Origin of the sequence: Winogradskyella schleiferi, assembly GCF_013394655.1 — a bacterium.
Taxonomy (GTDB): domain Bacteria; phylum Bacteroidota; class Bacteroidia; order Flavobacteriales; family Flavobacteriaceae; genus Winogradskyella; species Winogradskyella schleiferi.
The window spans coordinates 3,049,147-3,063,738 of record NZ_CP053351.1 but is presented as its reverse complement, the minus strand read 5'-3'; the positions used below and the strand labels follow the sequence as shown (position 1 = coordinate 3,063,738).

The following is a 14,592-nucleotide window of genomic DNA, read 5'->3' as shown; positions in this document are numbered from 1 at the left end:
TAGGTCGTATTTATCTACTTAGATAAACTCTGCCTTGTACAGGTTCAGTTTCTCCATCATTAAATTCTATGATATAAAAATAGACGCCAACAGGTAGAACAGTGGTGTTGTTTTTCCAAGTTCCATCCCACTGAGGAGAATCTTTAACCCCTTCGTAAAGGATGTTGCCATATCTATTATAAACGCTTACTTTAAAGTTAGGATAAAGATCTTCTAAAAATAATATATCAAAAGTATCATTGACACCATCGTTATTTGGAGAAAAACCATCAGGTATTAAAAGGCTACCAATACATTCAATAAGATTTATGGTCACTTCAAGTCTTGTTGTGCTTTCACAACCATTTTCAGTAAGGATTGATGCATAATAAACTTCGTTGTGTTGAAGAATTTCTGAACCATTATAGGCAATACCACCTTGCGGTTGGTCGTACCAAACAATAGCATCTAGATCTACAATGTTATTGGTTAAATCATCTATAGTAGCATTGTCCTCAATACAAAACTCTGCACCATTATTGATGATTTGAGGTGTTGGAGGATCTTCTACCAAAATTTTAATCGGAACAACATTTTGTGTATCACCAGCACATGCTAGCCCTGTAAAGAAAATTTCCAATAATGTAACTCTTGTGGTGCCTATATTCGGTAATAAATTTTGAGGTACCACAAATGAAGAATTTCCACCTACAACAGTAATTAAAACTGTATTTGTAGATGAATTAGCATCACTAAGTTCATACACGATGGTATAATCGTCATCCAACAATTGGTTTGCTCCTGTAATATTAATAATTGCGTCTCCGCCTATGCAAATATTATCGTCCGTAAGTGTAAGGCCTGTAACATCAGGTAAATCTATGAAGTTAACAGTTATAATGGCTTCATCTGTAAGGTTACATTCTGTTGACGTTACGGTATACGTATAATCACCTGCACTATCAACTGTAGGGTCAAACACACCTGTTCCGCTTGCTAATGCAGGTGTCCATGTTCCGGTTATGTCTGGAAAACCTCCAAGGCTGTCAATTAAATCTACAGGATCTGTGTCATCAATACATATATTTAAAGTACCATCAATACCAGCGATTGGTGGTGCAATAATCGTAACTTCGACTAAAGCTGTAACATCAGGACAAGAAGATGTGTCATCTGAAACCGTATACGTGTAAGTTCCGGCAGGATCAACGAGAGGATCAAAAACTCCAGTTCCACTGGTTAATGCAGGAGACCAAATTCCATTGGTTTCTGGTGTTCCGCCTAAACTGTCGAATAAGTCGGTTGCAGCGTCGTTACTACAAAATTCAATTGACCCATCAGTACCAGCATCATTGGCTACAGAAATCGTAACGCTTACCATTGCAGAACTAGTACCACATGAATTATTTATAGTATAGATATAATCGCCAGCAGCATCAATTGTAGGATCAAATAGTCCTGTACCACTTGTTAAAGTTGGCGTCCATGTTCCATCAGTTTGCGGTGTTCCTCCTAAACTATCTATTAAGTCTACTATTGAATCGCTTGAACAGATGTCCAATGCGCCATCAATACCAGCATCAGGCGATTGGGCTAATGATACCACAACTTCTGCAGTGGCATCTGGGCAAGTTGTACCAGCATTGGAAACTGTATAGGTATACGTTCCTGCTGCATCAATAGCAGGATCAAAAATTCCTGTTGTACTTGCTAATTCAGGAGTCCAAATTCCACCAATATCAGGTGTTCCGCCTAAACTATCAAATAAATCTACAGAGGCATCAGTAGCACAAAGTTCTATTGCGCCATCAGTTCCTGCTTCATTTGCTGTTGAAATAGAAACCGTGACTTGGGCAGCAGTAGTACCACAAGAATTACTTAAAGTATAATTGTAAATTCCGGCTGCATCAACGGCTGGATCAAAAACGCCTGTTCCGCTGGTGAGTGTAGGTGTCCAAGTTCCACCAACATCTGGTGTACCTCCTAAACTGTTGAATAAATCCACAGAGGCATCCGTACTACAAAATTCAATTGAACCATCGGTTCCTGCATCATTTGTATCAGATAACGAAACCGTCACGATTGCAGAGCTATTGCCGCATATATTGTTTAATGTATAAGTGTAAATACCTTCAGGATCCGTATTTGGATCAAAAACCCCTGTTCCACTTGTAAGCGTAGGAGACCATATTCCACCAATATCAGGTGATCCAGAAAGACTATCAAATAAATTTACAGTTGTTGTACTACCACATAAATTCAGTACGCCGTCATTGCCAGCATTCGGAACTTCTGAGACGGCAACTGTCACTGTTGCAGTGGCATCAGGACAAACAGTTGCTCCACTTGAAACTGTATACGTATAGATTCCAGAAGCATCAACCATAGGATCGAAAATACCAGTTCCACTTGCAAGTGCAGGTGTCCAAGTTCCACTAACATCTGGTGTTCCACCTAAACTATTGAATAAGTCGAGTGTTGCATCAGTAGTACAAAGGTTGAGTGTACCATCGGTTCCTGCATCATTTGTATCCGATAAAGAGACGGTCACTGTTGCAGAACTCGTTCCACAGGAATTGGTTAAGGTATAAGTATAAACCCCTTCTGGGTCTGTAGTTGGATCGAAAACTCCAGTTCCACTAATAAGTGCAGGTGTCCAAGTTCCGCCTGATTCAGGTGTTCCTGAAAGACTATTAAATAAATCTACTGTACTTGTTGAATCACATAAGTTTAGTGTGCCGTCGTTTCCTGCGTCTGGTCCAGTTAAAATTGAGACCGTGACTGTTGCAATTGCATCAGGACAAGGCGTTGAAGCGTTTGAAATGGTATAAGTATAAATACCATTAGCGTCAACCGAAGGATCAAATATACCAGTGCCACTTGTCAGTGTAGGTGTCCATGTTCCGCCAACGTTTGGCGTTCCACCTAAACTGTCGAATAAATCCACAGTTGTATCCGTAGCACAAAGGTCGAGCGTACCGTCAGTTCCAGCATCATTTGTATCAGATAAAGAAACCGTTACAGTAGCAGAACTTGTTCCACAAGAATTGGTTACTGTATACGTATAAATACCTTCTGGATCTGTATTTGGGTCAAAAACTCCCGTTCCACTCGTAAGTGTAGGAGTCCAAGTTCCACCTGTTTCAGGTGTACCAGAAAGACTATTGAATAAGTTAACTGTATTTGTTGAATCACATAGATTTAGTGTGCCGTCGTTTCCTGCATCAGGTCCTGCTAAAATTGAGACCGTAACTGTTGCAGATGCATCAGGACAAGGTGTTGAAGCGTTTGAAACGGTATAATTATAAATTCCAGCCGCATCAACCATAGGATCAAAAATACCAGTTCCACTTGTCAGTGCAGGTGTCCAAGTTCCGCCAAGATTTGGCGTTCCACCTAGACTTTCGAATAAATCCACAGTTGCATCCGTAGCACAAAGATCGAGCATACCGTCAGTTCCTGCATCATTTGTATCAGATAAAGAAACCGTTACAGTAGCAGAACTTGTTCCACAAGAATTGGTTACTGTATACGTATAAATACCTTCTGGATCTGTATTTGGGTTAAAATCTCCCGTTCCACTCGTAAGTGTAGGGGTCCAAGTTCCACCAGTTTCGGGTGTTCCTGCAAGACTATTAAATAAATCTACTGTATTCGTTGAACCACATAGGTTTAGTGTACCGTCGTTTCCCGCGTCAGGTTCTAGTAAAATAGTTACAATAACTGTAGCAGAATCATCAGGACATAAAGTGGTACTATTAGAAACGGTATAGGTATAAATTCCAGCAGCGTCCGTTGCTGGATCAAAAACACCTGTGCCACTTGTTAGTGCAGGCGCCCAAGTTCCTCCAACGTCTGGAGTTCCTCCTAAACTGTTGAATAAATCTATTGCTGTATCATTAGAACATAGTTCTACAACCGCATTGTTACCAGCTTCGTTAGCATCGATAACTGAAACCGTGACCGTTGCTGAACTGTTTCCACATAAAGCCGAGTTAATTGTGTAGGTATAAACGCCTTCAGGATCTAAGCTGGCATCAAAAACTCCTGTTCCACTCGTAAGAGCAGGTGACCATGTTCCTCCTGTTTCAGGCATACCACCAAGACTATTAAATAAATCTGCAGAACTGTTCAAGCTACATAACGTTAGCATGCCATCTAAACCAGCATCAGGAGCTGTTTCTATAGAAACTATAACTGTTGCTGAATCATCGATACAGGTTCCTGTTCCAGAAATTGTATAGGTATAAGTGCCAGCTGTATCAACTAAAGGATCAAAAATTCCTGTTCCACTTGTTAATGTAGGTGTCCAAATTCCTCCAGTTTCAGGAGTACCTCCAAGACTATCAAAAAGATCAATCGTACCATCATCAGTACAAACAGTAACTGAACCATCAATTCCGGCTTCTTGGAAAGGTGAAACTGTTATGTTAACCGTAGCTGTATCATCAGCACAAGGAGATGTACCTGTAACCGTGTAGGTATAGGTGCCATCAGCATCAACCAAAGGGTCAAATATTCCTGTACCACTAGTTAATGCAGGTGTCCAGGTACCACCAACATCAGGTGTGCCACTAAGACTATCAAACAAATCGAATGTTCCGTTATTACTACAAATATTTTCTACGCCATCCATACCTGCATTCGGAGCAATTTCTATGGAGACTTCAACGATGGCTGTGTCATCACTACAAGGTCCAGTTCCTGAGGTTGTATAAGTGTATGTTCCAGCCGTATCAATAGAAGGATCAAATAGTCCTGTACCACTTGTTAGCGATGGTGTCCAAGTTCCTCCTGTTTCAGGTGTACCACCAAGACTATCGAAAAGATCAATTGCGCCATCATTGCTACAAACGGTTAGCGAACCGTCCGATCCGGCATTTTGAAAAGGTATTATTGAAATTGTTACGGTTGCCGTTGCATCAGCACAAGGACTAGTTCCTGTAACCGTATAGGTATAAGTGCCATCAGCATCAACTAAAGGGTCAAATATATTGGTGCCACTCGCAAGAGCAGGCGTCCAAGTTCCCCCGACTTCAGGTGTGCCTTCAAGCGCATCGAACAAATTAATTGTTCCTTCGTTATCACATATATCGACCACAGCATCAATTCCTGCATCTGGTGCTTCTATTACTACAACATTTACTTCTGCCGAAACATCAGAACATGGCGGTGTTCCTGATATTGTGTACGTATAAATTCCAGCGGTATCAATTGAAGGATTAAAAATTCCTGTTCCACTATTAAGTGCAGGAGTCCAAGTTCCACCAACTTCTGGTGTACCACCGAGGCTATCAAATAAATCGACTAATGCAAAATCATTACTACAAATGGTAAGTGAACCATCAGAGCCAGCAATTGGTAATGGTACAACGGTTACTGCAACCGTTGCAGATTCATCCGGACAAGGCGCATTTCCTGTAAAGGAATAGGTATAATTGCCTGCAGAATCAACTAATGGATCAAAAATTCCCGTTCCGCTATTTAATGATGGCGACCAAATGCCACCAGTATCTGGTGTGCCGCCAAGGCTGTCAAATAAATCTATGGTTCCGTTATTATCGCAAATATCTATAGTTCCGTCTTCACCAGCATCATTAAACGTTGTAACGGAAACATCAACTGTTGCCGAAGCATCAGGGCAAGGTGCGGTTCCAGTTACGGTGTAGGTATAAATACCATCTGCGTCTAAAGCTGGATCAAATATTCCTGTGCCACTTGCGAGAGCTGGCGACCAGACTCCACCTATTTCAGGAGTACCACCTAAACTTAAAAATAAATCGACAGGTCCATTGTTGTTACATAGATTCGATGTGCCGTTTGTTCCTGCATTTGGTTCTGGAATTATGGAAACAGTAACCTTTGCAGACTCATCGGGACAACTATTTCCTGAAACTACAGTATAGGTGTAATCTCCAGTAGGATCAATATTTGGATCATAAACACCAGTTCCGCTATTTAATGATGGTGACCATGAACCTCCAGCATCAGGTGTACCACCAAGAGAAGTGAAAAGGTCAAAAGTTGTACCCAAATTATTATCACAAATATCTAATATCCCATCTTCGCCTGCATTGGGACCTATATCCAAAATTACCACAACCATAAGTCGGGCTGTACTTTCACACGGAGGATCTAAAGTGGTCCCATAATACGTTTGCCCATTAATTAATGGCGTATTTGCTGGTAAAGGAAATGCAGAGAATAATGAGATATACCAATTGTTATTGCCACTAGCTACTAAATCTCCAACGGTTGGTACGGATCCTGGTGCGCTACAAAAGTTTTGAATCATATCTCCTATAGGCATAGGCGTTGCGCCAACATTTACCAATACAGTTAACCTCGATGTTCTACAACTTCCATCTAGACTGGCTTGATCTGCATAGTATAATGTGTCATCCATTAATATGTCAGTATCATTTAATGGCGTGCCTCCTGAAGGTGATAGGTACCATTGCACATCGTTTCCTATGGCTTCTAAACTCGCAACAGTTGCTAGTGTAGGATCATCTAAACAAACGCCTTGAAAGGGACTTCCAACTGGTGGGCCGTAAATAGTAATGTCTACTCGCGCTCGTGGACCACATGTCCCAGTATTATCGTCGGCATAGTAATCCTCACCACTTATAAGACTGGCAGAATTTGGTAAAGGTGTAGTTGACGTAGCTGTTTCATACCAAACAATACCTCCACCATTATCAGTGGCTTGTAAATCCCCTACTAAAATAGACTGTATATCGCAAAACGTTTGCGAGTTATTAGTTACGGTTGGGCATTGTGCATAGGTTGAAGTTGAACCGCAGGTAATTAATATAAGAATAAATGTTACAAGTATGGGGTAACATTTAAAACGGTGCTGTTTGGCTTTCATTAAAAAAATTTAATAATAATTACTTTTAGTTGAAATCGATGCCATGGATTAAGAACAGCAAGTTCAAAATAAAACCGTTGTCTTGCTAATTTGTCAGATTAAGGGGGAAACAAATATATGTAAATAGCATTTACATAGCAAAATTAAAATATAACAGTTTTATACATTTATTTTATTCGTCTTTTAGACGCATTATTCAAGTTCTATCATGCCTTCATTTGAATTATATTGCATTAAATGAATGCCTGAATTAGAATAACTAGTATCATTTATTTTTTGATAATCAAATTTTAGGTGTGGATGTTCTGAAACAACCGTGTTTACGGTGTTTTCAAACGATGAGTTTTGAGACAACCTCAGCAAGGTGTCGAAGGTTACATCAAATCCCAATTCTGCAAATCTTGATGGTTTCGTCCCAAATATAGTTTCGTAATTAGCAATAAAATCGTTAACTCCTTTTCTGTTTCTCGGATCCGTAATGGCTGGGAATATGAGTTTTAAAACACGATACCTCATATCTGAAACCTCACTTTGATTAGGTAATAAAGACGATTTCAGCATTACCAACTGAATATTATGATCTGATAATTTACCCATTAAAGCAGTCGTAGAATTGAGAAGGATAATTGTTTTATCACTATCCAAGACGATATAATTTAATTGGTCTTTACTTAATGCTTTGTCTAAATCATCTGCATCAAAAAAACCTGCCTTATCAACTTTTAAAAATTGAGCTTTCGGAATAGTGTTCAGGATTAAATTCTTATTTCTCGCTTCATCAAGATCACTGACCACAATTACATTCGCATTTTGTTTTGCCAAATAGTTCAATGTTTTTGTTTTTTGAAAATTCTCAGAAGGAACAGATTTGTATACTTTTAGGCTGTCTTTAGAGCTGATATTAGATTCAATACCTATTACGGAAATGACTTCATTTGATTGAAATTTTGGGTAATGAGAGGCATTATCCAAAAAAGGAACAAGAATTGCGTTTTTCTTAGTTGGACTTTCAATTTCCAATTGGGTTCTGGCAATGTTCTTTTTGATTAAAGTCACATCAAAATTTAAGTCTAAAGCTTTAGCAGAATCAATAGCAATTTGAGCACCTTGGAAAAAATCAATATATTTTTGAAAGTCCGTATTCACATTTACCATTCTATCTCTCTCTTCGGGAGAACTCAATTCTTCACTGGAAAATGGCGTATAAAAGTAAATACCATTGGCCGTTTCTGTATCTAAATTATCGTATAGCGCTTCATTTCTATTGCTATTAGTTGTTGTTATGGTTTTTTGGGTGTTGTTAGCAGTAACGTTTGTGTTTTCAACAGTTTGGGTTACATTTTTGGGCATCTTTATTATATCTCCAGTATTTACAGTAACCAATAATTTTGGATTTAAAGTTGTAAATGCTTCAATCGTCATGCCAGCTTTTCTTGCCAAGCCATAAAGTGTTTCCTTCGGTTGGATGACGTAATCTTTATAATCACCTTCAGATATAATACGTTCAGAATTATCCGAATTAGACGTTTCTTCCTCCGTATTCGCAATGGAATTTCCTGCTGAATTGTCAACATCAAGTACATGGCCAGCCATCAACAATTCTTTGATATGAGGGTTTTTTTCTTCAAGTTGAGCAATGGTCATGTTAAAGCGCTGTGCCAATCTAAACTTGGTATCACCACGTTTTACCAAATACTCGCCATCATTTACAACTTCATAGTCATTATCCGGAATAGTTAAAGTTTGTCCAATTTGTAAAAATTCTGATAAACGACCTGCGTTTGCGGCTTCAAGTTGAGCAACGCTAATGCCATTTTCTCTAGCAATTCCCCAAAGTGTTTCGCCTTTTATTACAATGTGTTCACCTTGCTTAGCTACGCGAGTTTCTTCTTTTATGGTTTTATCTAAATTAATTATATGACCCGCTTGTAGCATTCTTATTATATGCGGATTCTGTTGTTCTAGCATGGTAATACTAACGCCAAAACGTCTAGAAAGTCCTGATTTTGTCTCGCCACGTTTTACTTCGTAATTACGAACTTGATTATCGTTAATTACGGTATTTCCGGTAGGTGGATTTGCAGTGGGAATTCGCAAAGTTCTTCCGGCATAAATAATGTCTCTAGAACCTGGATTAAGTTCGAAAATGGCATTCGGACTTACGTTATACCGTCTTGATATCATATAAACATTTTCACCTTTTTGGATGGTATGGTCAAAATAGTTCTCTTGGGCTATTACAAGTTGAGAGCTTATAATCAAAACTATAATTAGCGTAAAAAATTTCCCCATTCTTTTTTAAAATATTTAATTATGATAGTTGGTATTTGATGCAAGTATTCAAATACCATATATTTTGTCAAGACCCATAAAAAGCTTCCAAGAAAGGGGCTGTTCCTTGGGATAATGTGTTCGTTAATGTTCACGACAAACTATACATAAAATCTTAATTCTATGCACGCAATAAAATTACTAAAAATATGGGCTTTATACCTGAATCCAATACTTGTTATCAACAGGATGTTAACAATTTTTTTTCTGTTTTTTTTCTGATGTTTTGTGAGTGTTTTTATAATTTCATTGTTTTCCACGTGTTATGTGAAAAGTGATTAATAGTGAAACAAAACTTGAGAACTCATCTTTACTTTTCGGTTTAAAAGAAAAAGTCGAGATGAGTTCAATAAGTATATAGTATCTTTGTCCTCATTAAAATTAAAATCAATGAGCAATATAGTCGCTGTAGTAGGTCGTCCAAATGTAGGGAAATCGACATTTTTTAACCGTCTTATTAAAAGACGTGAAGCAATCGTTGATGCTGTCAGTGGTGTTACACGCGATCGTCATTATGGCAAAACGGATTGGAATGGTAAAGAATTTTCTTTGATAGACACAGGTGGTTATGTGGTTGGTAGCGATGATGTTTTTGAAGCTGAAATAGACAAACAAGTAGAATTGGCCATCGATGAAGCCGATGCTATAATTTTTATGGTAGATGTTGAATCTGGCGTGACTGGTATGGACGAGGATGTTGCCCAATTATTGCGAAAAGTAAAAAAGCCGGTTTTTTTAGTTGTTAATAAGGTTGATAATAATAAACGCTTAGAAGATGCAGTTGAGTTTTATTCACTTGGTTTAGGAGACTATTTTGCTATTGCAAGTATCAATGGCAGTGGCACGGGAGATTTACTGGATGCGGTGGTGGAAGCTTTGCCTGAAAAAGAGGAAATCGAAGAAGATGAATTGCCTCGATTCGCCGTAGTTGGAAGACCAAACGCTGGAAAATCGTCATTCATCAATGCATTAATAGGAGAGGAGCGCTACATTGTAACTGATATTGCTGGTACAACAAGAGATTCTATTGACACTAAATATAACCGTTTTGGATTTGAATTCAATTTGGTGGATACTGCTGGTATTCGTCGTAAATCTAAGGTAAAGGAAGATCTGGAATTTTATTCGGTAATGCGAAGCGTTAGAGCTATAGAACATTGTGATGTTTGTATGCTAGTTTTAGATGCTACACGTGGTTTTGATGGCCAAGTGCAGAATATTTTTTGGTTGGCAGAACGCAATCGAAAAGGGATTGTGATTTTGGTTAATAAGTGGGATTTAGTTGAAAAAGAAACAAAAACAGCCAAAGAATTTGAACAACATATAAGACAGGAAATTGCGCCATTTACGGATGTGCCTATCGTTTTTATTTCGGTTTTAAATAAGCAACGTATTTTTAAGGCTATTGAAACAGCGGTCGAGGTTTACAATAACAGAACCAAACGAATCAAAACAAGTGTGCTCAATGAAACCTTGTTGCCTATAATAGAGCATCAACCGCCTCCAGCATATAAAGGGAAGTTTGTAAAAATTAAATACATCATGCAACTGCCAACGCCTCAACCGCAATTTGCATTTTTCTGTAATCTACCGCAATATGTAAAAGAACCATACAAACGTTTTTTAGAGAATAAATTACGGGATCAATTTGATTTTTCAGGCGTTCCAGTAAGTGTTTATATGCGGAAAAAATAGCTATTTTAAGTTCAGAGTGTACTTCCCTGAATAGAGTTGACCGTTTTTTAGTTATTTACTTCATTGTTAAAAATAGTCATTATGGGTCTATTTTTTGGTTTTAAGGTTGACCAATATTTCTCAAAATTGTCTGGGCTCATTTTTGGTAAACTTTTATGTGTTCTTTTTTCATTATAATTCTTAACTGCTTTTGCTACACATTTTTTTAATTGAAAGAAGGTTTCTGGTTTCCAATAATCTAAATATTCTTCTTTTATAGTTCTATTGATTCGTTCTGCATATGCATTGTCCAGTCCACTTAAAGACATACTTATCTTAGTGCCATTGCTTACCAGTAAGTCTATGTATTTACTGTAAGTGTATTGGCTTCCCCTGTCCGAGTTATGGATCTCGGGTGCATTATTTTCCTTGATTGCCATTTTAAGTGCTTCTACATTCGCTTGCGCTCTCATGTTATCAGATACGATAAACCCAACAATCTTTTTTGTATAAACATCTATTATAAACACAGCGTAATAGTGTTTTCCGTTGAGCGGCAGATAGGTTATGTCCGATTGCCATACCACGTTTGGTGCGTTTACCCTTAGACCTTTTATTAGGTTGGGATAAAACTTTTTACCTGCTATTGTTGTGCGTTTATAATTCCTTTTCTTTTTAATTCTGTAACCAAGACCCATCATGGTTTCTATAAAACGGTCTCGACCTATAAAATCCGGATCTAATATATTGTACATCTTTTCTACTCCACAACCAGGATGATCCTCCCGAAGATCATCTGCCTCTAATATTAATTGAGACACTCGACTATCGAAAACCGCTTGCCGCTTTGCATACTGGTTAACGGCTTGTTTACTGATGCCTATGGTTTTATAAAGCTGGTTCATACTAAAACTTAGTGTTTCTTTATGTGTTCTGAACCAGTTGATTGCGGAGTGTTGGAATTTTTTTTGATATCTATACTTAAATCGTCTTCTGCAATATCAATTAGCTTCTCCAAATAATCTATCTTTATCTGTTTACGCCCAACTATGGCTTCAAGCTCTTTTATTCGGGCTTGTTGTTCTTTCATCTTTTGGGCACTACTGTTTTTCATCTCTACAACTCTTGAACCTTTTTCGTTAAAGGTAGAAAATTTATGGATCCAACTGTAAATTGATGTATTGCTTATGTTGTGTAATTTTTCCAATTGAGGCACGCTAAATTGACCAGATTCAAAATCTTTTACGATTTGTCGTTTAAATTCTTCAGAATAAATTCGTTTCTTTTTTAATAGTTTAATGTTTGCTTTCATAAGTTTACACTTTGTTTAAAGTGGTCAACCTATACTAGGGACATACAGAGTTCAGAGTTCAGAGTTCAGAGTTCAGAGTTCAGAGTTCAGAGTTCAGAGTTCAGAGTTCAGAATTCCGAAAAATTGAATATTACACTTTACACTTTATACTGAATACTGCGACTGAAAACTAAAGTTTTTCCCCTTTGGGGAAATGTCCGCAGGACAAAGAGGATTACCATCCTCCAGAAGCACCTCCGCCTCCAAAGCTTCCGCCACCGAAGCCTCCGCCGAAACCACCTCCACCAGTAGAACCGCCTCCAAAGCCTCCAAAACCACCTGAAGAAGATCCTCTAGAATAACTTCCGCGTCCCATATTGCTTAAAATAATAGCTTCGAGAATACTTCTACTGTCCGATCGGTTTCCTCGATTGCCACCACCTCTGCCACCACGACTTTTAGAAATCGCTATGATAAAAATGACGAAAATGATAAAAAGGAAGAAAAGAACTTCAAAAGGAAACTCACTTTCGGTTTGTCGTGTGCCTTGGTATTCGCCGTTTAAGACCTCAAAAATGGCGTCTGTTGCACGATTAAGTCCTCCATAATAATCGTTTTGTTTAAAGTAGGGAATGATATCATTGTTGATGATGCGCTTACTTAAGGCGTCGGTAAGCAAATGTTCAATGCCTTTACCTGTGCTAATACCAATTTTACGGTCGTCTCGCGCCAATAAAATAAAAATACCATTGTCTTTGTCTGCTTGGCCAATGCCCCATTTTTCAGCCCATTGTGCACCCAAATAATTAATGTATTCGCCTTTGGTAGAACTTATAGTGGCCAACACTATTTGAGTTGAGGTAGAATCGGAATAACGGATAAGTTTCTGTTCTAAACTGTTTTTTTGAGCTTCAGTAAGTAAGTCGATACCATCATAAACGCTGGTTTGAAATTCTGGTTTTGCCGGAATATCAAATTGTGCCCATCCAACAAGTGGACATGCTAATAATAGAAATAATAAAAATCGAAACACTATGTTTTTCGTTTGGAGCATTATCCTTTTGAGATTGTATTATCTAGTTCATCTTTATCATGATGATGCCAAGGGAAGTGTTGGGACAAAACTTTCCCTGCTTCTTCGATGCCATCAATTAAACCTTGTTTAAAATTACCAGCTTTGAATTGTTCGGAAATTTTATCACGCGTGGAATTCCAGAAGTCAGCACCTACAATATTGTTAATGCCTTGATCGCCAAAAATCACAAAGGATTTATTGTCCACAGCGACATAGATTAAAACACCATTTCTTTGCAAGGTGTTATCCATTTTTAAAATATGAAAAACATCGAGTGCATGTTCGTAAACGTCAATGTCACATTTCTGTTCTATATGTACACGAATTTCGCCCGAAGTATCACATTCAGCAATTCTAATCGCTTCAACAATTTCCGCTTCCTCTTTTGAAGTTAGAAAATTCTCAATATTTGGCATAATTTGGTTTTAGTTAAAGTCGAAATCAACATCTGGCGCATTTTCACTTCCAGGATCTGCTTTGTACCTTGGCATTTCTTCAAAACCAAACCAGCCAGCAAGTAAGGAGCCTGGGAACTTGGACGTATATATATCGTAGGTGTTTACTTTTTCATTATAACGATCCCTAGCCACATTAATGCGGTTTTCGGTACCTTCCAATTGACTCTGAAGTTCTAAAAAATTCTGATTAGCTTTTAATTCCGGATAGCGTTCAACAGATACCAAAAGCTTGGATAATGCGCCACTTAATCCGCTTTGGGCTTGTTGAAATTGCGCCATATTTTCTGCTGTTAAATTACTGGCATCAATAGTCGTAGATGTTGCTTTGGCTCTAGCTTCTATAACTTCCCTTAAAGTGTTTCTTTCAAAATCTGCTGCTCCTTGAACCGTTTTAACTAAGTTACCAATTAAATCATTTCGCCTTTGATAGGAGCTTTCAACATTAGACCAAGCGGTTTTTGCGTTAGCTTCATATTCAACCGCAGTATTGTTAAATCCTACAGCCCAGTTATAGATACCAAAAGCAATTATTGCAATTACAATTACGGGAATTAGCCATTTTTTCATGATAGTTTAGTTTTAAAGTTGTGTTTTGATTTTTGTTAGTTGAGCTTTTATGCTTTCGAGTTTTTCGATGATTTCAAATTTATCCAAAGCCTGTTTCTTTTCTTCCTTAAGATGTGTTTTGGCGCCTTCAAGCGTAAACCCTCGTTCTTTTACCAAATGGTATATGAATTTGAGATTCTTAATATCTTCTGGTGTGAATTTTCGGTTGCCTTTTGCGTTTTTCTTTGGCTTTAAAACATCGAATTCTTTTTCCCAAAATCGAATTAAGGATGCATTAACTTTAAAGGCTTTAGCGACTTCACCAATACCATAATATCGTTTTTCCGGTAGTTCTATGTGCATC

General features: G+C 38.0%; 9 protein-coding genes. 1 reads left to right on the top strand and 8 read right to left on the bottom strand.

Annotated features, from left to right (window positions below; genetic code table 11):
* Nucleotides 1-10: 10 nt before the first annotated feature.
* On the bottom strand, nt 11-6,853 hold the full coding sequence (locus HM990_RS13295) for a gliding motility-associated C-terminal domain-containing protein (protein WP_178989408.1): 6,843 nt from the start codon (nt 6,851-6,853) through the stop codon (nt 11-13).
* A gap of 192 nt (nt 6,854-7,045) precedes the next feature.
* A complete protein-coding gene (locus HM990_RS13290) occupies nt 7,046-9,145 on the bottom strand; it encodes a LysM peptidoglycan-binding domain-containing protein (RefSeq protein ID WP_178989407.1) in 2,100 nt (699 codons plus the stop codon).
* 429 nt (nt 9,146-9,574) lie between these two features.
* On the opposite strand from HM990_RS13290, the gene der reads away from it, so the two are divergent.
* A complete protein-coding gene (gene der / locus HM990_RS13285; protein ID WP_178989406.1) occupies nt 9,575-10,879 on the top strand; it encodes a ribosome biogenesis GTPase Der in 1,305 nt (434 codons plus the stop codon).
* A gap of 47 nt (nt 10,880-10,926) precedes the next feature.
* Here der and HM990_RS13280 read toward each other — a convergent pair whose 3' ends face one another.
* The 6 genes from HM990_RS13280 to HM990_RS13255 all read right to left on the bottom strand — a co-directional run bounded on the left by HM990_RS13280 (nt 10,927) and on the right by HM990_RS13255 (nt 14,591).
* Nucleotides 10,927-11,763 carry an IS3 family transposase gene (locus tag HM990_RS13280; protein WP_178987626.1) on the bottom strand — a complete coding sequence of 279 codons (837 nt, stop codon included), beginning with the start codon at nt 11,761-11,763 and terminating at the stop codon, nt 10,927-10,929.
* Between the two features lie 8 nt (nt 11,764-11,771).
* Nucleotides 11,772-12,170 (bottom strand): transposase, encoded by a 399-nt coding sequence (locus tag HM990_RS13275; protein WP_178987625.1) that lies wholly within the window; start codon nt 12,168-12,170, stop codon nt 11,772-11,774.
* 214 nt (nt 12,171-12,384) lie between these two features.
* Nucleotides 12,385-13,203 (bottom strand): TPM domain-containing protein, encoded by an 819-nt coding sequence (locus HM990_RS13270; RefSeq protein WP_178989405.1) that lies wholly within the window; start codon nt 13,201-13,203, stop codon nt 12,385-12,387.
* Nucleotides 13,203-13,640: a TPM domain-containing protein gene (locus tag HM990_RS13265; protein ID WP_178989404.1), complete on the bottom strand. Its 438-nt coding sequence runs from the start codon at nt 13,638-13,640 to the stop codon at nt 13,203-13,205. The genes HM990_RS13270 and HM990_RS13265 overlap by 1 nt, the downstream gene beginning before the upstream one ends.
* 9 nt (nt 13,641-13,649) lie before the next feature.
* Nucleotides 13,650-14,249: a LemA family protein gene (locus tag HM990_RS13260; protein WP_178989403.1), complete on the bottom strand. Its 600-nt coding sequence runs from the start codon at nt 14,247-14,249 to the stop codon at nt 13,650-13,652.
* Between the two features lie 12 nt (nt 14,250-14,261).
* Nucleotides 14,262-14,591: a MerR family transcriptional regulator gene (locus HM990_RS13255; RefSeq protein WP_178989402.1), complete on the bottom strand. Its 330-nt coding sequence runs from the start codon at nt 14,589-14,591 to the stop codon at nt 14,262-14,264.
* Nucleotide 14,592: the final 1 nt, after the last annotated feature.

Excerpts from the sequence above, each read along its gene's own strand:
- HM990_RS13295 (WP_178989408.1), bottom strand. The coding sequence starts at position 6,853 with ATGAAAGCCAAACAGCACCGTTTTAAATGTTACCCCATACTTGTAACA.
- HM990_RS13290 (WP_178989407.1), bottom strand. The coding sequence starts at position 9,145 with ATGGGGAAATTTTTTACGCTAATTATAGTTTTGATTATAAGCTCTCAA.
- der (WP_178989406.1), top strand. The coding sequence starts at position 9,575 with ATGAGCAATATAGTCGCTGTAGTAGGTCGTCCAAATGTAGGGAAATCG.
- HM990_RS13280 (WP_178987626.1), bottom strand. The coding sequence starts at position 11,763 with ATGAACCAGCTTTATAAAACCATAGGCATCAGTAAACAAGCCGTTAAC.
- HM990_RS13275 (WP_178987625.1), bottom strand. The coding sequence starts at position 12,170 with ATGAAAGCAAACATTAAACTATTAAAAAAGAAACGAATTTATTCTGAA.
- HM990_RS13270 (WP_178989405.1), bottom strand. The coding sequence starts at position 13,203 with ATGCTCCAAACGAAAAACATAGTGTTTCGATTTTTATTATTTCTATTA.
- HM990_RS13265 (WP_178989404.1), bottom strand. The coding sequence starts at position 13,640 with ATGCCAAATATTGAGAATTTTCTAACTTCAAAAGAGGAAGCGGAAATT.
- HM990_RS13260 (WP_178989403.1), bottom strand. The coding sequence starts at position 14,249 with ATGAAAAAATGGCTAATTCCCGTAATTGTAATTGCAATAATTGCTTTT.
- HM990_RS13255 (WP_178989402.1), bottom strand. The coding sequence starts at position 14,591 with ATGCACATAGAACTACCGGAAAAACGATATTATGGTATTGGTGAAGTC.